The organism is Pseudomonas arcuscaelestis (assembly GCF_016881005.1).
Lineage (GTDB): Bacteria > Pseudomonadota > Gammaproteobacteria > Pseudomonadales > Pseudomonadaceae > Aquipseudomonas > Aquipseudomonas arcuscaelestis.
The window spans coordinates 97,228-117,374 of sequence record NZ_JACOPV010000018.1 but is presented as its reverse complement, the minus strand read 5'-3'; the positions used below and the strand labels follow the sequence as shown (position 1 = coordinate 117,374).

13 protein-coding genes are annotated in these 20,147 nt (G+C 59.1%); 3 read left to right on the top strand and 10 right to left on the bottom strand.

Features of this window, described 5'->3' with window-relative positions; translation table 11 throughout:
• Positions 1-29: 29 nt before the first annotated feature.
• The gene (gene hldE / locus H8F21_RS24790) at positions 30-1,451 is read right to left on the bottom strand and encodes a bifunctional D-glycero-beta-D-manno-heptose-7-phosphate kinase/D-glycero-beta-D-manno-heptose 1-phosphate adenylyltransferase HldE (protein ID WP_203478713.1); all 1,422 of its coding nucleotides are present in this window, start codon (positions 1,449-1,451) and stop codon (positions 30-32) included.
• A gap of 131 nt (positions 1,452-1,582) precedes the next feature.
• Positions 1,583-3,397: a lipid A export permease/ATP-binding protein MsbA gene (gene msbA, locus H8F21_RS24785; protein ID WP_203478710.1), complete on the bottom strand. Its 1,815-nt coding sequence runs from the start codon at positions 3,395-3,397 to the stop codon at positions 1,583-1,585.
• A gap of 221 nt (positions 3,398-3,618) precedes the next feature.
• Between msbA and H8F21_RS24780 the strand changes: the two genes are divergently transcribed.
• Entirely contained in the window at positions 3,619-4,221 is a 603-nt protein-coding gene (locus H8F21_RS24780; RefSeq protein WP_203542815.1) for a BUD32 family EKC/KEOPS complex subunit, read from the top strand.
• Positions 4,222-4,230: 9 nt separating this feature from the next.
• Here H8F21_RS24780 and H8F21_RS24775 read toward each other — a convergent pair whose 3' ends face one another.
• The 8 genes from H8F21_RS24775 to putP all read right to left on the bottom strand — a co-directional run bounded on the left by H8F21_RS24775 (position 4,231) and on the right by putP (position 13,832).
• Positions 4,231-5,004 carry a glycosyltransferase family 2 protein gene (locus tag H8F21_RS24775; RefSeq protein WP_203478706.1) on the bottom strand — a complete coding sequence of 258 codons (774 nt, stop codon included), beginning with the start codon at positions 5,002-5,004 and terminating at the stop codon, positions 4,231-4,233.
• Between the two features lie 64 nt (positions 5,005-5,068).
• Complete coding sequence (locus H8F21_RS24770; protein WP_203478704.1) at positions 5,069-6,025, bottom strand: glycosyltransferase family protein; 957 nt, start codon at positions 6,023-6,025, stop codon at positions 5,069-5,071.
• A gap of 48 nt (positions 6,026-6,073) precedes the next feature.
• The gene (locus tag H8F21_RS24765; RefSeq protein WP_203585538.1) at positions 6,074-7,474 is read right to left on the bottom strand and encodes a PIG-L deacetylase family protein; all 1,401 of its coding nucleotides are present in this window, start codon (positions 7,472-7,474) and stop codon (positions 6,074-6,076) included.
• Positions 7,471-8,367 carry an antimicrobial resistance protein Mig-14 gene (locus H8F21_RS24760; protein ID WP_203585532.1) on the bottom strand — a complete coding sequence of 299 codons (897 nt, stop codon included), beginning with the start codon at positions 8,365-8,367 and terminating at the stop codon, positions 7,471-7,473. The genes H8F21_RS24765 and H8F21_RS24760 overlap by 4 nt, the downstream gene beginning before the upstream one ends.
• Entirely contained in the window at positions 8,367-9,497 is a 1,131-nt protein-coding gene (locus H8F21_RS24755; protein WP_203585531.1) for a glycosyltransferase, read from the bottom strand. The genes H8F21_RS24760 and H8F21_RS24755 overlap by 1 nt, the downstream gene beginning before the upstream one ends.
• Entirely contained in the window at positions 9,481-11,238 is a 1,758-nt protein-coding gene (locus tag H8F21_RS24750; protein WP_136478451.1) for a carbamoyltransferase family protein, read from the bottom strand. The genes H8F21_RS24755 and H8F21_RS24750 overlap by 17 nt, the downstream gene beginning before the upstream one ends.
• A gap of 128 nt (positions 11,239-11,366) precedes the next feature.
• Positions 11,367-12,203 carry a 23S rRNA (adenine(2030)-N(6))-methyltransferase RlmJ gene (locus H8F21_RS24745; protein WP_136478452.1) on the bottom strand — a complete coding sequence of 279 codons (837 nt, stop codon included), beginning with the start codon at positions 12,201-12,203 and terminating at the stop codon, positions 11,367-11,369.
• A 144-nt stretch (positions 12,204-12,347) separates the two neighbouring features.
• Positions 12,348-13,832 carry a sodium/proline symporter PutP gene (gene putP, locus H8F21_RS24740; RefSeq protein ID WP_203478696.1) on the bottom strand — a complete coding sequence of 495 codons (1,485 nt, stop codon included), beginning with the start codon at positions 13,830-13,832 and terminating at the stop codon, positions 12,348-12,350.
• Between the two features lie 354 nt (positions 13,833-14,186).
• On the opposite strand from putP, the gene putA reads away from it, so the two are divergent.
• Together putA and H8F21_RS24730 are read left to right on the top strand one after the other, a co-directional pair.
• Complete coding sequence (putA, locus tag H8F21_RS24735; RefSeq protein WP_203585530.1) at positions 14,187-18,140, top strand: trifunctional transcriptional regulator/proline dehydrogenase/L-glutamate gamma-semialdehyde dehydrogenase; 3,954 nt, start codon at positions 14,187-14,189, stop codon at positions 18,138-18,140.
• Positions 18,141-18,323: 183 nt separating this feature from the next.
• Positions 18,324-20,126 carry an acyl-CoA dehydrogenase gene (locus H8F21_RS24730; protein ID WP_203585529.1) on the top strand — a complete coding sequence of 601 codons (1,803 nt, stop codon included), beginning with the start codon at positions 18,324-18,326 and terminating at the stop codon, positions 20,124-20,126.
• Positions 20,127-20,147: the final 21 nt, after the last annotated feature.

The following is a 20,147-nucleotide window of genomic DNA, read 5'->3' as shown; positions in this document are numbered from 1 at the left end:
GTTACTTTTTTTGCGGCCGATGCCGCGACCTAGTTCTTGCGAATTTTCTCGACGATGGCCGTGGTCGAGCTGTTCTCAACCAAGCCCAGTACCTTCACGGTGCCGCCATAGGCATTGACGATATCGGCACCTACCACCTGGTCGATCCCGTAGTCGCCACCCTTGACCAGCACATCTGGCTTGACCTGGCTAAGCAGGTTTTCCGGAGTACCTTCAGGGAAGCTGATAACCCAGTCCACTGCACCCAGGCCAGCCAGGACTGCCATGCGCCGATCAACGCTGTTGATGGGACGCCCTGGGCCCTTCAGACGGCTTACCGAAGCATCGTCGTTAACCGCAACGATCAGTCGATCGCCCTGGGCCCGTGCCTGCTCCAGATAGGTCACATGACCGGCGTGGAGGATATCGAAGCAACCATTGGTGAAGACAATCTTCTCTTTGTGCGCACGGGCGTCGTCTATGGCCAGCAGAAGCTGGTCGAGACTGAGCACACCACGCTCGGAGCCTTCTTCACGCTGAATGGCGCGACGCAGCTCAGGTGCACTGATTGCAGCCGTACCGAGCTTGCCAACCACGATGCCGGCGGCCAGGTTGGCCAGCCCCACGGCATGGGGCAGCTCTTCACCGGCAGCAATAGCAGCAGCCAGGGTCGAAATCACGGTATCACCGGCACCGGTGACGTCGAAGACTTCACGAGCACGGGCTGGCAGGTGCAGGGCCGGATGCTCGGGACGCAACAGGGTCATGCCGTGCTCGCCGCGGGTTACCAGCAGGGCACCCAGGTCTAGCTCGCGCATCAACTGGCCGCCCTTGGCCACCAGTTCCGCTTCATCGGCGCAACGACCGACGATGGTTTCGAATTCGCTGAGGTTCGGGGTGATCAGGCTCGCACCGCGATAGATCGAGAAATCCTTGCCCTTGGGATCGGCCAACACCGGAATCCCTCGGGCCCGGGCTGCCTCGATCAGGCTTTGATGGTTTTTCAGTGCGCCTTTGCCGTAGTCCGACAGCACCAGGACCTTGACGCCATCAAGCAGGTTATCGACTTCGGCGCCCAGCGACAGCGGATCGGTGGCGAAAGGCTCTTCAAAATCGATGCGCAGCAATTGCTGATGCCGGCTCATGACCCGCAGCTTAACGATGGTCGGCTGGTGCGCAATGCGCTGGAAAATCGAGCGTACACCTGCTGCTTGCAGGCTGTTGGCGAGGCTATCGGCAGCCTCGTCCTGACCGGTAACCCCGACCAGTGCTGCTGGAGCACCCAGGGCGGCGATGTTCAACGCAACGTTGGCCGCACCACCAGGACGGTCCTCGATCTGTTCGACCTTGACCACCGGTACCGGCGCTTCAGGCGAAATCCTAGAGGTACCGCCATGCCAGTAGCGGTCGAGCATAACATCGCCCACTACCAGTACCGGGGCTTGATCGAAACGCGGCATGGACAACTTCATGGGCAACCCATATATACAAAATTAACAGGGGCAGGATATTAGCACAGGCAAGGCAAAGGCTTGATTACCGCCTTTCTGACAAGCTATTGCAGGAAGTCTGCCGGAACCCGGGGCGGGTTCCGGCAACAGGCTCAGGTAATGTCAGCCTTGGCCGGTTCGTCCAGGCCCATCGCATGCAGCCGGGCATAGTAGCCGTTGGCGGCCAGCAACTCGGCATGCGTGCCACGCTCGACCAGCTTGCCCTGATCCATTACCAGGATCATGTCGGCCTTTTCAATGGTCGATAAGCGGTGAGCGATGACCAGTGTAGTTCGTCCTTTCATTACATGGTCGAGCGCAGCCTGAATATGCCGCTCCGATTCTGTATCGAGCGCCGAGGTGGCCTCGTCGAGGATCAGCAGCGGCGCGTTCTTGAGCAGCGCCCGGGCAATCGCCAGGCGCTGGCGCTGGCCACCGGAAAGCAGCACCCCGTTCTCACCGACCTGGGTATCGAAGCCCTGAGGCAACTGGTCGATAAACTCCTTGGCATAGGCATCGGCGGCGGCGGCCTCGATATCGGCACGCGGCGCACCGGCCAGGTCGCCATAGGCAATGTTATTGGCCACGGTGTCGTTGAACAGGGTCACATGCTGGGTTACCTGCGAAACATGGCGGCGCAGGTTACGCAGACGGTAGTCCTCGATTTCGACGCCATCGAGGAGGATCTGCCCCTGGTCATGGTGGTAGAAGCGCGGAATCAACCCCGCCAGTGTGGACTTGCCACTGCCTGAACGGCCGACCAGTGCGATCATCTGCCCCGGCTCTGCAGTAAAGGAAATGTCGGTCAGTACCTGACGCTCTGTGCCTGGATAGGTGAAACTCAGGTTGCGCACTTCAAGGCGCCCCTCTACCCGCTCCAGCTCTACCGTACCGTTATCGATCTCCGGGCTTTCATCCAACTGCTCGAAGATACTTTCAGCGCCGGCCAGACCCTTCTGGATGGTCGAGCTGACTTCCGACAGCTGTCGAATCGGCTTGGGCAACAGACCCGCGGCAGTAATGTACGCAACCAGATCACCCGCCGTGGCATCGCCACGCAGGAACAGTACCAGAAACATCAATGTAGCCATCGCGGTATAAATCACCAACTGCAGCATCGGTGTATACACCGCCCCGGTCTTGGTCATGCGCAATTGTTTGTCGGTATTGCTCTGACTGGCGTTGGCGAAACGCTGCTGCTCGTAGTTTTCACCACCAAAGCTGCGTACCACGCGATAACCCTGGATGGTTTCGGACGCGACGTGCGTCACGTCCCCCATCGCCACCTGAATCTTCTTGCTCTGCTTGCGGAATTTCTTGCTGGCACTGCCGACCATCACGGCAATGATTGGCAGGATTGCCAGCATCACCAGGGTAAGCTTCCAGTTCATCCACAGCAGGTAAATGAACAGGAAGACCACGGTCAGGCCTTCGCGGATCACTACCTTGATAGCGTCCGTCGCAGCACCGGTGACCATGGTCACGTTGAAGGTGATGCGCGAGATCAGGTGGCCGGAGTTATGGTTGTCGAAGTAACGGTTGGGCAGCACCAGCAACTTGTTGAACAACTCGACACGCAGATCATGCACCAGCCCCAACGAGACCTTGGCCAGGAAGTAGTTACCCAGGAACGAACCCAGCCCCTGCCAGGCCGCGATCAGTACGATCAGCAGCGGCACCGCCTGCAGCAACTGCAGGTCGCGCAGGTAAGGAACATTGGGAAACAATACCGCCTGAGGGTTGCTCAGGCCGTCGACGAAATACTTGAGAATCCCGGCCAGCATCGGCTGGGTCGAGGCAAAGATGACGAAACCGAGGATACTCAGCGCAAAAATGCCGATGTACGGTTTCACATAGCTCAAAAGCCGAAAGTAGATTTTCAGGCTGGAGCTGCTCTGCTGCTCCGCGTTTAGCGGTGTTTCGGCCATCATCGAGCTCGCTGTTCAGATTGAACCGGAAATTTTATCACAGCCCGGTCAACGGGCATGCATCCTGGCCATATCAGAGGTAAACAGGCGACAACCGAGGCGTGAGCCTTGCTTGCATCACCCGCACCCTCGTCGTTTCCATAACACCGGCATGGTACATCCGGAAAAATTTCGGCATTATTGCCGGTCCTTTTGCTAGCCCGTTGGCAAGGCCACTCTCCATGCATTGTTCCCGTCTACACCAGGTCGACCTCGACAAACTCATCCTTGGCGCCCAGGTGCTGGAGGCTGACAGCTACGGCGCCAAAGTGTACCTGCTTAACGACGGCAACATTCTTAAGCTTTTCAGGCGCAAGCGCTTGATTTCATCTGCCTTGCTGCGGCCTTACTCCCAGCGTTTCATCGACAACGCAGTGCAGCTCGAGAAAAAAGGCATCCCTACGCTGAAGGTTTTGAAGTATTACAAACTGGACGCGCCCGGAATGACAGCGGTGCTGTACCACCCACTGCCCGGTGAAACCCTTAGCCAGCTGTCTCGCAAAGCCGGATTCAGTTGGCAAGAGCGCCTTCCGGAGCTGATTGGCCTGGTGCGCAAACTGCACCAGTCGGGGATTTACTTCCGCTCGTTGCACCTGGGTAACATTGTCGTGACGCCAGAGCAGGAGATGGGCCTGATCGATGTCGCCGACATGCGCTTCATGCGTGCGCCGCTTTCCAGCCGCATGATCAAGCGCAACGTACAACACTTCGCCCGCTACATTGCCCGCGAACGCCTTGAAGATCAGTTCCCACTGGCAGAATTGGAACGCGCCTTACTGGGCTGACATCCAGGGTCAATGTGCGAAAAAGCCGACACCCACGCCTAGAATCACTCCGACCACCAGGGTCAAGAGAAGCTTGATCCGATCACGTTTGCGGCGCTGTTTTTTCCGCCGACGCTCTTCGGGCAAACCGATATGCGCGCCAAAGCCTGTGTGCAGCACCGCATCGGCCTCAAGGCTGACCGCAGTAAGATTCAGCTCTGCGTAGCGTTTCGATATCGCCTTTTCACCGGAGTAGGAGGTAAAAGGGGCGCAACGCTGATAATCGCTCAACCGACGCAAACCTGGGTTCAATGAAAAGCTTTGCCATTCCGGCTTATCCGACAACATTGGATAACAGGCAACACCGGCAATGAACTGACGCTCACCCAGATGCAGGTAAGGGCTGTGTATCTTCAAGTCGTGCGCGTAGCTGCGCAGCCAGACCTGCAGCAAGTGCGGGCTGACTTCGAGAATGTTGCGAGAATCCTCGACAAACCCTGGGCGATAAAACTCCCAATCATCTTCACAGTGAAAGATGTAGTGGGTTTTCACCTGTTCATAAGCAAGGTCGATCGACGCCAATTGCCCCAGCTTGGGGCGATTGACGAACACTTTGCAATGAGGCTTCCAGTGCTCGGGAATAGCCTGATGGACCGCGTCATCGCCCGAGTCCTCGGTGATGAACACTTCGCGGATCGGTGCAGTATTGAAGCGATCGAAGCTCTCAAGCGTAAGCTTGAGCAGATCGAAGCGCCCGCAACTGGTAACCACCAGGGTTACATCACTGTTGTCACTGAATTGCACCGGAGTGTCTCCATCTTCTGTATTCAATTGCTCAAGACCACATCCCGCGTACGGGACGGACGGCTTAGATGCCCAGTCTCAAGCGCAAGCGCTGCCAACCGGTCAAGGCTGGACGGGAACGCAGAGGTGGCTGCATTTTTTCAACGATACTACGGCCCACTTGGGCGAAACTGAACTGCGAAACCGCAAGATCACGACCGTTTATGCCGATACGTTCAACCAGTGCGGGGTCAGCGCGCAATACTTTCAGCTTTTTCTGCAATGTTGCAATGCTGTCATACAGCACTACGTTGTGCATATCCTGCAACCCCAAGGCGCGATTCTCTGCTTCACCCTGATCAAACGCCAGCAAAACACAACCGCACGCCATTGCCTCGAAGTTCTTGATCATGTATTCGCCCATACCAACATCGGCACTCACGAAGAAACGAATACGGTTCAGCGTGTCGCAGTACTCTTCGCCGGACTTGGTCCGGGTTACCAGCAGGTTCTCGACCTGAGCAAGCTCGTCGAGCAACGCCTTGCGCCCACTGTAGGCAACACTGTTGGTGCTGCCGACAAAAGCCAGTTCGATGTCGCGCTCGCGACCCTGATCGGCGAGCAGTTGCTGATCATAGCCTTTGGGCACGAACTCGGCATCGAAGCCTTCCTGGCGAAGGCGTTCACTGACCATGTAACCAGAGCTGATCACCCGCACCCAGGGCATCTGGCGATAATGCGCACTGAACTTGCCGGTGTATTTGCACGGGATGTAGTTCTGATAGGCGTCGTGCTCGAGGATGACCAGATTGGGCACCGTTTGAATAAAACCGACTTGGCGGATCTCTTGCTTGAAGCGCAAGAAGAACACGATCCGGTCATACTTTTCGACGTCGACTTCGCGACGGAAATAGCTGCGCAGGTTGCGCTGATCGGCACTGCTCAACCAGCGCAGATCGCATTCGCAATGGGCTGCGACACCGTCATACAGACGGTCCAGAATTGCCCGTTGTTCTTTCTGCACCAGAAATAGAACTTTCATTGTTTTCCTTGCGGCCTTTGCTTGGCCGCTAACAGTCATGCGCCGGGATTAGAGATCACGACGCCAGAACAATTCATGTCGACGTACCGCTTTACGGAAAAACTCGTTTTCCCCATACGGTGATGCGCGACGTCCGGCCAGCCAACGTTGCAGCAGACGGCGTATACGACGCTTGAATGGCGCCGGCGGTTGCAAGTCATGCATCATGCCCAGCGCCATCGCCTTGTCACGCTGAGTCGCCAGGTCTAGCGTCAGGCTGTAGGGAGACCAACTTTCCCCACCCTCAAGCTGTGGCGGCAACGCAATACCGGCGCCACTGTCACCCATCGGCCAGCGGTCGTTGTCGTGCAGGTGGTTGGCGTAGCCCAGAATGGTTTCCGGCTGCCACTCCAACCCTTGCAACGCTTCGAGCACAGCGGCCTGGGCGCAGATATGATCGGGATGCGGGTCAAGAACCGGATGAGGCATGACCAGAACCTGGGGACGCGCCTTGAGCAGCAAGGCGCGCAAATCGGCCAATAAGTTGTTCCAGGTGGGCGCGCCATTCTCATCTGCCGGCAACGTCATGCTATTGAACTGCCGGAACAGCCGAATATCGTCCAGCCCCGCTTCGCGTGAAGGGACTATCTGATCCGGCGCCGCTTGCATGGCGGGTAGCTGCAAGCAGAAATAACCTAGCTGTACGCACTGCGATTCCGGCACACCTGCCCAGCGTGGCACGGTAATGCTGTCCCAGGCACGCAGACGGCCCTTCAATCGAGCAGCCTCAGCCTGAGCCAAGCCCATTTGCTGATAATGCTCTGCCTCGATTTCCCCGGCAGTCAGCGTCACCACCCAGGATTCCTCGGCCTGGCTATAAAGGCCAAAAGCAGCGAGTTCGGCATCATCGGCGTGCGGAGCGATAACCATCACGCGCTTCTTGCGCAGATCATTACCTGGAACAACCCACAGTTGCCCTTCACCAGCCAAGCGACAATGGCGTCCACGCAAACGCAGGCACCCTGCCGCCAGTGGTTCGCCAAGACCGGTCAGATTCAGATAACGAAGACCGGCCACACCCCGTTCAAAGGTTTGGCAATCGGCGTCATCTACGACCACAGCAGGATCGAGGAAGCGGCCAAGCCAGCGGCTTTTCAGGCGCAATGCCAGGACCAGGGTTTCGTCACCGACCAGTTGCAAGGGTGCTTGCAGGCGCACAACGCCATCGACCAGCGCCACCGGCTGCGCCACGCACGCTTGGGGAAACTCATATTGATAGTCTTCGCCGGGCGAGTAGAACAAGTGGTCGGCAAACCAGGCCTCGTGTGCAGCCCACAGCAATGGCAGCAGTAACAGCGGCAACCACCAATGCACGAAAATACCCAGTGCAAGCAACACCACCAGGCCGACCAGCAGCGCCAGCCGCTTGTTGCGCCGGTGCTGGCGGAGCAGCTGTTGCTTGCGGCTCACACCTGAAATACCGGCACGGGGTTGCACCAGCGATCCTTGTACTCGCGATCAGCGCGGCCAAAGGAAAAGCGCAATGGCTTGTTGCGTGCCCGCGCATCTTCCCAGGCTGCCTGGGTGTTGAGGAAACTCAACACGCTTCCCGGGCTGAATGCCTTGGTTTGCGGGTCAACACCACCATTGATGTACTCGACACTGATCCACTCGGGTGCTTCCACCCGGTAAACCAGTTGGATGGCAATGGGCGCATCGTCAAGAAACAGCACCGAGCCAATCAGCAATTCGCGCAAGCGTTCGATCACTTCATGCATGCGCTCAGCACCGGTCGCCGGGAACTCCCAGCGGCGCTGGAACAGGTCGCAATAGATTGCCGCCAGCTCAGTGCTGGTAAAGTCGCTGACCGGGCGCACCTGGCCACCCGCCTCTTCCAGCAAGCGCAACTCGCGGCGTTGGTTGTAGCGGAACTTCTTTGACAGGTCCTCAGGCGTACGTGCCATCGCCAATGCTTCGGTCTGGGGCTTGAGGTTGGCAAAACGGCCCTGATTGAGTTCGGACAGATAACGCCCGGTATGGCGCAGAGGCGCCTGAGCGTCGGCAGCGGCCGGCAGGATCAGCTCGGCATTGCCCAAGTCGTACAGGCCTTTTTTGCCATGACGCTTGAGCACGTCCTTGGACAGCGCCAGATGGCGCCCCCAGGTTGGAATCGCCGCCTTGAGCTCGCCATTGTGCTCCCAGCCCAGATAGCGCACCGGGATCTGTGCAAGGTCCGCCAGTTGCTCGATCACCAACGGATGCGTGGCAACACTGCCACCAAATTTTTGCCAGGCCTGTGCGTAAGTCGCAGCATCGATGGGCGCCCAGCCACGCTCGCGCCAGCCTTGAATATGATTGAGCATCAAGCCTCCGCTGTTAGCGCACGGACGTGGGGCAATTGCCAGAAGGCCTCACGCACTGCCGAGTCGGAGAAACGCTCACGCAGACGCTGGAGCATGCGTTCGGCACACTCCCGACGCTGGTCTTCGTCCAGCGCAGCCAGATGCTGCAGACCCTGGCCCAGATGCTCGGCGTCGCCGAGCGGAAAGAGGATGCCGACGCCCTCGACCACTTCCACCGCACCACCGCAAGCTGTCGCCAGAAGCGGCACCCCGGCAACCATCGCTTCAAGCAGAACCATGCCGAATGGTTCGTGATCAGAGCTCAGGGCAAAGGCATCAAAGGCGCGAAAATAGCGACGCGCATCAGGCACCTGACCGAGAAAATCCACCTGCGCCGCAATACCCAGCTCGGCGGCCAGATCCTTGAGCGATTGCTCAAGACGGCCCTTCCCGAGGATGGCCAGGCGTGCACCAGCCGGCAGCCCCGGCAATGCCTGGGCGAAGCCGCGCAACAAGGTAGCCTGGTCTTTGTCCGGATGCAGACGACCGACGTTGCCGACAATCCATGCCTGCGGATCCAGCCCCAGCACCTCACGCGCCTGTGCAGCGGGCACCTGTGTGGCCTGTAGCGCTTCAACGTCGATACGGTTGTAGAGGGTCTGGATGCGCTCGGCCGGCCATTTGGACAGGCACTTGCGCATATCGTCACGTACCGCATCGGAAACGCCCAACAAACTCAGGCGCTGACGGAACAGATTGGCAAACAACTGGCGACTGGAACGCTGATAGTCGCCAAACGCATGGTGCACACCAATCACCGGCAGGCGGCTTGCAAGCAGGGTGATATAAATCGGCTTGAAGCGGTGGGCGATGCAGAAACTGAAGTCGCGCGTGGCCACGATCCGCCGTAGCGCACGGATCGCCCCCAGCTTGAGGCCTCTGATGGCCTTGGAGCTGAACTCCAGGAAAATCACTTCGTCAGAGGCACAGCCAGCGGCAACCTGAGGGTCGGTAGCGCCGGTAAGAAACACCGTGGTGACCTTATAGCCGCTACCACTGAACAGGCTGGCGTACTGCCGCGCGCAGTCCAGGAACGGACCGTCATAGCCGTGGCAGAACTGCAGGACGCGTTTGTCAGCCTTGGACGTCATAACTGTTCGCGCCGTCCTTGACTACCAGGATGTCTTCCATGATCAGGTATTGCAGATCCGAGCCGAAGAACATGTTCAGCGCGTCGGTCGGCGAACAGATCATCGGCTCACCACGACGATTGAGCGACGTGTTCAACGAAACACCGTTGCCAGTGAGGTTTTCCAAGGCCTTCATCATGTCGTAGTAGCGCGGATTGTATTCGCGCTTGAGCACCTGGGCACGCGAAGTACCGTCCTCGTGCACGACCTCAGGCACGCGGGTTTTCCATTCTTCGGAAACTTCGAAGGTGAAAGTCATGAAGGGCGCGGGATGATCGATCTTGATCATTTGCGGTGCAACCGTGTCGAGCATCGACGGACAGAAAGGCCTCCAGCGCTCGCGGAACTTGATTTGATGGTTGATGCGGTCGGCAACGCCGGCAACACTCGGGCAACCAATGATCGAGCGACCGCCCAGCGCACGCGGACCAAACTCCATGCGCCCCTGGAACCAGGCCACCGGATTGCCGTCAACCATGATCTTGGCGATCTGCTCAGGCATATTGTCGAGCTTGCGCCATTTCGGCTGGCTCGGGTGACGGGCACACGCCGCGATCACGTCTTCGTTGGAGTATTCAGGGCCGAGGTAGACGTGCTCCATCTTCTCGACCGGCACGCCACGGGCGTGGGAAACGTAGGCTGCCGCACCGACCGCAGTACCAGCGTCGCCGGAGGCCGGCTGGACGAACAGTTCCTTGAGATCAGGACGGGCGATGATTTTCTGGTTGAGCTTGACGTTCAGCGCGCAACCGCCAGCAAAAGCCAGCTTGCCGGTTTCCTTGAGGATGTCGCCCAAGTAGTGGTCAATCATCTGCAGGGCGATCTTCTCGAACAGCGCCTGCATGCTGGCAGCGTAGTGGATGTAAGGCTCGTCGGCGATGTCGCCTTCGCGCTTGGGACCCAGCCACTCGATCAGCTTCGGTGAGAAGTAGAACCCTTTGCCCTTCTCTTTGTAACGGCGCAGGCCGATGACGTTAGCGTAATCGGTGTTGATCACCAACTCGCCGTTCTCGAACGAAGCCAGGCGCGAAAAGTCGTACTTGCTGGCATCGCCATACGGCGCCATGCCCATGACCTTGAACTCGCCATCGAGCATTTCAAAGCCAAGGAACTCGGTGATTGCACCGTACAGGCCACCCAGCGAATCCGGATCGAAGAATTCCTTGATCTTGTGGATCTTGCCGTTTTCGCCATAGCCAAAGAAGGTCGTGGCGTACTCGCCCTTGCCGTCAATGCCGAGGATCGCGGTTTTTTCCTTGAAGCCCGAGCAGTGATAAGCGCTGGAGGCGTGAGCCAGGTGATGCTCGACCGGCTCGATCTTGACCTTTTTCGGGTCAAAACCCAGCTGTTCCAGGCACCAGACGATTTTTTTGCGATAGCGCTTGTAGCGACGGTTGCCCATCAGAATCGCGTCCAGGGCGCGATCCGGGGCGTACCAGTAGCGTTTGGCATAGTGCCAGCGGGCCTTGCCGAACAAGCTGATCGGGGCGAACGGAATGGCCACCACGTCTACGTCGGACGGCTTGATGCCAGCCTGTTCCAGGCAGAACTTCGCCGATTCGTAGGGCATGCGGTTCTTTGCATGTTTGTCGCGCACGAAGCGCTCTTCTTCAGCGGCGGCAATCAGCTTGCCGTCGATGTACAGGGCCGCGGAAGGATCATGGCTAAGGGCGCCGGACAGGCCAAGAATCGTCAATGCCAAGGGTCTAGCCTCTTCAAACTGTAAATATGCGCCCAGGCCCGGTGGGGCGAGCGGCAATGAAAGAGCGGGATTATAACGTAAAGTGCGGGCGCCGGCTGGGCTCACTGCATTTGAGCCCACAGCCATTTCTACTCGGCGATCAGCCAATCCATGCGCCAGCTTCCCTGGGTCTGCGCCAGCACCTGGGACAACCATGGCAGCAAGGCACGCAACTCTTCCTCCAGGCCCCACGGCGGGTTGGCAATGGCCAAGCCCGAGCCGTTCAGGCCCTGCGGGCTGTCCTGGGGATGCACATACAACTCCACTCGCAGTAACTTCGGTGCGCCGGTGCTGGTCAGGTCCTGATAGAAGCGCACCAGTTGGCGCTGATCCTTGATCGGGTACCAGATCGCTGCGACCGTCTGGCGCATGCGACTGATTGCCTCTTTCATGGCAACCGTACAGCGCTTGAGCTCGTCAGCCTGCTCGAACGGCGGATCAATCAGCATCACCGCACGCTTTTCCTGCACCGGCAACAGCGCACGCGGAACGTGCCAGCCCTCACCCAGGTGCACGGCAACGCGCGGATCTTTCTTCATGTTGTCCTTGAGCATGGCCCCGTCTTCAGGGTGCTTCTCGTTGAGCAACACGCGATCCTGCTGGCGCGCCAGGCGCCGGGCCAACTCGGGCGAGCCCGGGTAGTAACGCAGCTCACCGTCAGGGTTCATCTTGCGCAGGATTTTCAGGTAATCCGCGGTAACTTCCGGCAAGTCATCCCGCCCCCAAAGCCGGCCAACGCCCTCCAACCACTCCCCGGTACGCGTTGCCTGGTCGCCCTGCAGGTCGTACAACCCCAGGCCAGCGTGAGTATCCAGGTAAGCGAACGGCTGCTCCTTGCGCGTCATCAGCGCAATCAGTCGGGTTAATACCAGGTGTTTGAAGACGTCGGCGTGGTTGCCGGCGTGAAAGGCGTGACGATAGTTCATGGCGACTCCTGCAAGACCGTGCAGTTTACCCTGCAAAACCGCCTTATGGGAGCTGGCTTGCCCAAGGATGCGATCGGCTGAAATGACAACGGCCCGACTACTTGAAAGTAGCCGGGCCGTTGTCAGACACCGATCAAACCGCCATTACTTGCCGGCGTGATAGGCCGCATCGGCATTTTCGAAACGCGTAACCATCGACTTGGATGGGCTGCCGAACTTGCTGAATACGAAGATTGCCAGGCTGGCGAAAATAAAGCCTGGAATGATTTCGTACAGACCCATGGTATCGAATCGTTTCCACAGGATCACAGTCACTGCACCGACCACGATACCGGCCAACGCGCCGTTACGGGTCATGCCTTTCCACAACACCGAGATCAGCACTACCGGACCGAAGGCCGCACCGAAACCAGCCCAGGCGTATGCCACCAGGCCCAGTACACGGTTGTCAGGATCGGCAGCCAGGGCGATGGCGATCAGCGCAACGGCCAAAACCATCAGACGGCCAACCCATACCAGCTCAACCTGGGAAGCGTTCTTGCGCAGGAAAGCCTTGTAGAAGTCTTCGGTCAGGGCACTCGAGCACACCAGCAACTGACAGCTCAGGGTACTCATCACCGCCGCCAGAATGGCCGACAGCAGTACACCGGCGATCCATGGATTGAACAGGATCTTGGCCAGCTCGATGAACACACGCTCGTGGTTCTCGGTAACCGGGCCGGCAAGCTCAGGATGCGCCGAGAAGTAGGCGATACCGAAGAAACCAACAGCGCAGGTACCCGCCAGGCACAGGATCATCCAGGTCATGGAGATGCGACGGGCATTGGCAATGGACTTTACAGAATCGGCGGCCATGAAGCGCGCCAGGATGTGCGGCTGGCCAAAGTAGCCCAGACCCCAGCCCATCAGCGAGATGATGCCGATGAAGGTTGCGCCCTTGAACATGTCGAAGTTGCCAGCCCCCTTGGCTTCGATGGCCAGGAAGGTGGTGTCGACACCGCCGGTGGCGATCAATACGATCACCGGGGTCAGGATCAGGGCGAAAATCATCAGGGTCGCCTGGACGGTATCGGTCCAGCTTACTGCCAGGAAGCCACCAACGAAGGTGTAGGCGATAGTCGCCGCAGCACCGGCCCACAGCGCAGTTTCATAGGACATGCCGAAGGTGCTCTCGAACAGACGAGCGCCAGCAACGATGCCGGAAGCGCAGTAGATGGTGAAGAACACCAGGATAACGATGGCAGAGATAATGCGCAGCATGCCGCTGTTATCTTCGAAACGGCTGGCGAAGTAGTCCGGCAGGGTCAACGCGTCACCATTGTGCTCGGTCTGTACACGCAGACGACCGGCAACGAACAGCCAGTTCAGGTAAGCACCGACAGTCAGACCGATGGCAATCCAGGCCTCCGACAGACCCGACATATAGATGGCACCTGGCAGACCCATCAACAACCAGCCGCTCATGTCCGAGGCGCCAGCCGAAAGCGCAGTCACCACGCTACCGAGGCTGCGGCCACCGAGAATATAGTCGGAAAGGTTGTTGGTGGCACGATAGGCCATGAAGCCGATCATCACCATTGCTGCGATATAGATCACGAACGTGATCGTAATTGGATTGCTAAAACTCATTGTTGCGCCCTGGCGTTTGTTTTTATGTAGTGACAGCCTTCGAGAAGGTTGCACCCAGGCCGTGAATCGTATGCAACAACGCAAAGTAGGTGCAACCTGTTTTTGCGCTCAAGTTGCACCTCGTCGGATTTTTTGCTCCGCCACGGCTTTTTGCTCCTTTTTGAAGCAAAAACCGCGACCAACAGAAGAAATTGCACCATAAACAGCCATTTTACTCGTGTGGTTTTAGCCACCGGACGAGTTGCACTTTTTTCCTACACATTTTGGGTTGCACTAGGTTGCACCCGAATTCGCGCGCGGCTAATCTTGGCGCCAGCTTAAGCCACAGCCCTGTGGCAATAATGAGGATAAGAAATGGCGACGACCACCCTTGGGGTCAAACTTGACGACCCAACCCGTGAGCGACTCAAAGCAGCTGCGCAGTCCATTGACCGCACGCCGCATTGGTTGATCAAGCAAGCGATCTTCAATTACCTGGAGAAACTTGAGGGTGGCGCCACCTTGACCGAACTCAACGGTCAGGCCAATGGTCACGGCGACGAAGCCGGCGAAGTACAGGGCGATCACAGCCACCAGTGCTTCCTCGAGTTCGCCGAAAGCATCCTGCCGCAATCGGTCCTGCGCTCGGCCATCACCGCAGCCTACCGCCGCCCTGAGCCGGAAGTGGTGCCGATGCTACTCGAACAAGCACGTCTGCCGCTCGCCATGGCTGAAGCCACCAACAAGGTGGCTGCCAGCATTGCTGAAAAGCTGCGCAACCAGAAGAGCGCGGGTGGCCGCGCCGGTATCGTCCAAGGGCTGCTGCAGGAATTCTCCCTGTCGTCGCAGGAAGGCGTTGCACTGATGTGCCTGGCCGAAGCCCTGCTGCGCATCCCCGACAAAGGCACCCGCGACGCCCTGATCCGCGACAAGATCAGCACCGGCAACTGGCAACCGCACCTGGGCAATAGCCCGTCGCTGTTCGTCAACGCTGCTACCTGGGGCTTGCTGCTGACTGGCAAGCTGGTCTCGACCCACAACGAATCCGGCCTGACCTCCTCACTGAGCCGCATCATCGGCAAGAGCGGCGAACCGATGATCCGCAAGGGCGTCGACATGGCCATGCGCCTGATGGGCGAGCAATTCGTTACCGGCGAAACCATTGCCGAAGCCTTGGCCAACGCCAGCAAGTTCGAATCCAAGGGTTTCCGCTACTCCTATGACATGCTCGGTGAAGCGGCACTGACCGAGCACGACGCGCAAAAATACCTGGCCTCCTACGAGCAGGCGATCCACTCGATCGGCAAAGCTTCCCACGGTCGCGGTATCTATGAAGGCCCGGGTATCTCGATCAAGCTTTCGGCCCTGCACCCGCGCTACAGCCGCGCGCAGTACGAGCGCGTAATGGAAGAGCTGTACCCGCGCCTGCTGTCGCTGACCCTGCTGGCCAAGCAATACGACATCGGCCTGAACATCGACGCCGAGGAAGCTGACCGCCTGGAACTGTCGCTGGATCTGCTCGAGCGCCTGTGCTTTGAACCACAGCTGACCGGCTGGAATGGTATCGGCTTCGTGATCCAGGCTTACCAGAAGCGCTGCCCGTACGTGATCGATTACGTCATCGACCTGGCCCGCCGCAGCCGTCATCGCCTGATGATCCGCCTGGTTAAAGGCGCCTACTGGGACAGCGAGATCAAGCGCGCCCAAGTCGAAGGCCTGGAAGGCTATCCGGTATACACCCGCAAGGTGTACACCGACGTGTCCTACATTGCCTGCGCACGCAAGCTGCTATCGGTGCCTGAAGTCATCTACCCGCAGTTCGCCACCCATAACGCCCATACCCTGTCGGCCATCTACCACATCGCCGGTCAGAACTACTATCCGGGCCAGTACGAGTTCCAGTGCCTGCATGGCATGGGTGAGCCGCTGTACGAGCAGGTCGTCGGCAAGGTTGCCGATGGCAAGCTGAACCGCCCGTGCCGCGTGTACGCACCGGTCGGCACGCATGAAACCCTGCTTGCCTACCTGGTTCGTCGCCTGCTGGAAAACGGCGCCAACACTTCGTTCGTCAACCGTATTGCCGACCAGTCGATCTCGATTCAGGAACTGGTTGCCGATCCGGTCGCGACCATCGAGCAAATGGCCACCCAGGAAGGCAATTTCGGTCTGCCGCATCCGCGCATTCCACTGCCACGCGATCTGTACGGTGCCGAGCGCGCCAACTCCGCCGGCATCGACATGGCCAACGAGCATCGCCTGGCGTCGCTGTCCTGCGCCCTGCTGGCCAGTGCCCACAATGATTGGAAAGCCGCGCCGATGCTTGGCTGCGCGTCCAGCGACGAAGCCGCTGCCGCAGTTCTGAACCCGTCCGATCACCGCGATGTGGTGGGGCATGTGCAGGAAGCCACAGTCACTGACGTCGACAACGCCATTCAGTGCGCCCTCAATGCCGCGCCTATCTGGCAGGCCACGCCGCCCGCCGAGCGCGCCGCGATCCTGGAACGTGCTGCCGACCTGATGGAAGCCGAAATCCAGCCGCTGATGGGCCTGCTCGCTCGTGAAGCGGGCAAGACCTTCGCCAACGCCATCGCCGAAGTCCGTGAAGCTGTCGACTTCCTGCGTTACTACGCCGTACAGGCCCGTAACGACTTCAGCAATGATGCCCACCGCCCACTGGGCCCTGTGGTGTGCATCAGCCCATGGAACTTCCCGCTGGCTATCTTCAGCGGCCAGGTCGCTGCTGCCCTGGCAGCCGGCAACCCGGTATTGGCCAAGCCAGCCGAGCAAACGCCACTGGTAGCAGCCCAGGCTGTACGCCTGCTGCTCGAAGCGGGTATCCCTGAAGGCGTGGTGCAGTTGCTGCCAGGCCGCGGTGAAACCGTCGGCGCCCGCCTGGTGGGTGATGATCGCGTCAAAGGCGTGATGTTCACCGGTTCCACTGAAATCGCGCGCCTGCTGCAACGCAACATTGCCGGTCGTCTCGACGCTCAAGGCCGTCCAATCCCGCTGATCGCAGAAACCGGTGGCCAGAACGCAATGATCGTCGACTCCTCGGCGCTCACCGAACAAGTGGTCATCGACGTGGTGTCCTCGGCCTTCGACAGCGCCGGTCAACGCTGCTCGGCACTGCGCGTGCTGTGCCTGCAGGAAGACTCGGCCGATCGCGTTATCGAGATGCTCAAGGGTGCCATGGCTGAAAGTCGCCTGGGTAACCCAGAGCGCCTGTCCGTGGATATCGGCCCGGTCATCGACGCCGAAGCCAAGGCCGGCATCGAGAAGCACATCCAGGGCATGCGCGACAAAGGTCGCTCGGTGTACCAGGTAGCAATCGCCGACGGCGAAGAGATCAAACGCGGCACCTTTGTGATGCCAACGCTGATCGAACTGGAAAGCTTCGACGAACTGCAACGCGAGATCTTCGGCCCGGTACTGCACGTGGTGCGCTACAACCGCAAGAACCTCGACCAACTGATCGAACAGATCAACGCTTCCGGTTACGGCCTGACCCTGGGTGTTCACACCCGGATCGACGAAACCATCGCCAAGGTCATCGACAACGTCAATGCCGGTAACGTCTACGTCAACCGCAACATCGTCGGTGCCGTGGTAGGCGTCCAACCGTTCGGTGGTGAAGGCCTCTCCGGTACTGGCCCGAAAGCAGGTGGCCCGCTGTACCTGTACCGCCTGCTGTCGACCCGTCCAGCCGATGCGATCGAAAAAACGTTCCAGCGCACTGATGGCGAGCACACCCCTGATACGCGTATGCGTGATGAGTTGAGCAAGCCTCTGCAAGCACTCAAAACCTGGGCGGCAAGCAATCAACTGAACGAACTTGGCAGTCTGTGCGACCAGTTCGCCCAGCAGTCGCAGAGTGGTATCAGCCGTCTGCTGGCCGGTCCAACCGGTGAGCGTAACAGCTACACCATCCTGCCGCGTGAACACGTGCTGTGCCTGGCCGAGGTCGAGGCCGACCTGCTGACTCAACTGGCTGCGGTCCTGGCCGTTGGCAGCTCGGCGGTATGGCCGGAAGGGGAACTGAGCAAAACCCTGCGCAATCGTCTACCCAAAGAAGTACAGGCTCGCATCACCTTGGTAGGTGACTGGACCAAGGATGAAGTCGTGTTCGACGCCGTCCTGCACCATGGTCATTCCGATCAGTTGCGCGCAGTCTGCGAGCAAGTGGCCAAACGCGCCGGTGCAATCGTCGGTGTTCACGGCCTGTCGTCGGGTGAAACCTCGATTGCTCTGGAGCGTCTGGTAATCGAGCGCGCGCTGAGCGTCAACACTGCCGCAGCAGGTGGTAACGCAAGCTTGATGACTATCGGCTGATAGTCGGCGGCACCTCTATCGCGGGGCAAGTCCTCTCCCACCAAGCTGTGGGAGCGGGCTTGCCCCGCGATGCTTTTAAGACCATGGGTTACGGGTTTTAACTCACTATCAACCGCATCAATTTAGCTGTGCAGCTTTCGCCTCCCTACCTAGACTCGGCCATCCCCGAACAGGAATGCCGTCATGTCCGAGACTTTGCTCTGCGCCCGCAACCTGGCCTTCGAACTCTACGAAGTACTCGATGCCGAGGCCCTTACCCAACACCCGCGCTTTGCCGAGCACAATCGCGAGACCTTTGACGCCGCCCTGAACACGGCACGCACTATCGCCGAGAAATATTTCGCGCCGCACAACCGCAAGGGCGACGAACATGAGCCGCGTTTCGAAAATGGCGAAGCGGTGTTGATCCCAGAGGTGAAGCCGGCAGTTGATGCCTTCCTTGAAGCCGGTTTCCTCAATGCCAGCCGCGACTTCGACGCTGGCGGCATGCAGTTGCCTACCCTGCTCTCGCAAGCCTGCTTTGCCCACTTCCAGGCCGCCAACGCCGGAACCACGGCCTACCCGTTCCTGACCATGGGCGCGGCAAACCTGATCGAAAGCTTTGGTAGCGATGAGCAAAAGCGCCTGTTCCTGCAGCCAATGATCGAAGGTCGCTATTTCGGCACCATGGCCCTGACCGAACCACACGCCGGCTCTTCTCTTGCCGATATCCGCACCCGTGCCGAGCCGACTGCCGATGGCAGCTATCGATTGCGGGGCAACAAGATTTTTATCTCTGGCGGTGATCACCCACTGTCGGAAAACATCGTGCACATGGTCCTGGCCAAACTGCCTGGCGCGCCGGCAGGGGTGAAGGGTATTTCCCTGTTCATCGTTCCCAAGTTTCTGGTCAATACCGATGGCAGCCTGGGGCTTCGCAACGATGTGCTCTTGGCGGGGCTATTTCACAAGATGGGATGGCGCGCCACGACGTCGACAGCGCTGAATTTCGGCGACAACGGCGAGTGCGTTGGCTACCTGGTCGGCAAACCCCATCAAGGTCTGGCATGCATGTTCCAGATGATGAACGAGGCGCGCATTGGTGTCGGCATGGGCGCAGTGATGCTGGGCTACGCGGGCTACCTGTATTCACTTGAATACGCACGTCAACGCCCGCAAGGCCGCCTGCCAGACAACAAGGATCCGGCAACGCCCGCCGTATCGATCATTGGCCATACCGATGTGAAACGCATGTTGCTGACGCAAAAAGCCTATGTCGAAGGCGCCTTCGACCTGGGCCTGTACGCTGCGCGGCTTGTTGATGAAACCCAGAGCGGCGAGACTGAAAGCCTGCGCCAGCAAGCCCATGAGCTGCTCGACCTGCTGACGCCGATTGTCAAATCCTGGCCTTCCGAGTTCTGCCTCAAGGCCAATGAGCTGGCGATTCAAATCCTCGGTGGCCATGGCTACACCCGCGAGTATCCGGTCGAACAGTACTACCGCGACAACCGCCTGAACCCTATCCATGAAGGCACTCATGGCATCCAATCACTTGATCTGTTGGGCCGCAAGCTGGCGCAGAACGACGGCGCTGGTCTCAAGCAACTGGTACGCCTGATTGCCGGCACCTGCCAACGGGCAAGCGGATATCCTGGTCTGGACCCTCTGCGCACCCCACTCGAGCAACTGCAAGTGCGCCTGCAGCGTGTCACCCTGGGGCTGCTCACTGACCTGGCCCAAGGTCAGGTCAGCAGTGCCCTGGCCAACTCGGCGCTGTACCTCAAGGCCTTCGGTCACTGCGTGATTGGCTGGCGCTGGCTGGAACAAGCGATTCACGCCGAGCAAGGACTGGCTGCAGGCCAGCTCGCCGATCGCGACTTCTATCAAGGCAAACTTCAGGCCGCACGTTATTTCCTGACCTGGGAAGTGCCGGGCTGCCATAATGAGCTGGCATTGCTCGAGGCCCGTGACGACACCTGCCTGAGCATGCGCGACGAGTGGTTCTGAGGGGGAACCACCGTACACACG

Bases quoted from the DNA above. Each gene is read 5' to 3' on its own strand.
- H8F21_RS24730 (WP_203585529.1), top strand. From the start codon at position 18,324: ATGTCCGAGACTTTGCTCTGCGCCCGCAACCTGGCCTTCGAACTCTAC.
- putP (WP_203478696.1), bottom strand. From the start codon at position 13,832: ATGAGTTTTAGCAATCCAATTACGATCACGTTCGTGATCTATATCGCA.
- H8F21_RS24745 (WP_136478452.1), bottom strand. From the start codon at position 12,203: ATGAACTATCGTCACGCCTTTCACGCCGGCAACCACGCCGACGTCTTC.
- H8F21_RS24760 (WP_203585532.1), bottom strand. From the start codon at position 8,367: ATGCTCAATCATATTCAAGGCTGGCGCGAGCGTGGCTGGGCGCCCATC.
- H8F21_RS24780 (WP_203542815.1), top strand. From the start codon at position 3,619: ATGCATTGTTCCCGTCTACACCAGGTCGACCTCGACAAACTCATCCTT.
- hldE (WP_203478713.1), bottom strand. From the start codon at position 1,451: ATGAAGTTGTCCATGCCGCGTTTCGATCAAGCCCCGGTACTGGTAGTG.
- H8F21_RS24755 (WP_203585531.1), bottom strand. From the start codon at position 9,497: ATGACGTCCAAGGCTGACAAACGCGTCCTGCAGTTCTGCCACGGCTAT.
- msbA (WP_203478710.1), bottom strand. From the start codon at position 3,397: ATGGCCGAAACACCGCTAAACGCGGAGCAGCAGAGCAGCTCCAGCCTG.
- putA (WP_203585530.1), top strand. From the start codon at position 14,187: ATGGCGACGACCACCCTTGGGGTCAAACTTGACGACCCAACCCGTGAG.
- H8F21_RS24770 (WP_203478704.1), bottom strand. From the start codon at position 6,025: ATGAAAGTTCTATTTCTGGTGCAGAAAGAACAACGGGCAATTCTGGAC.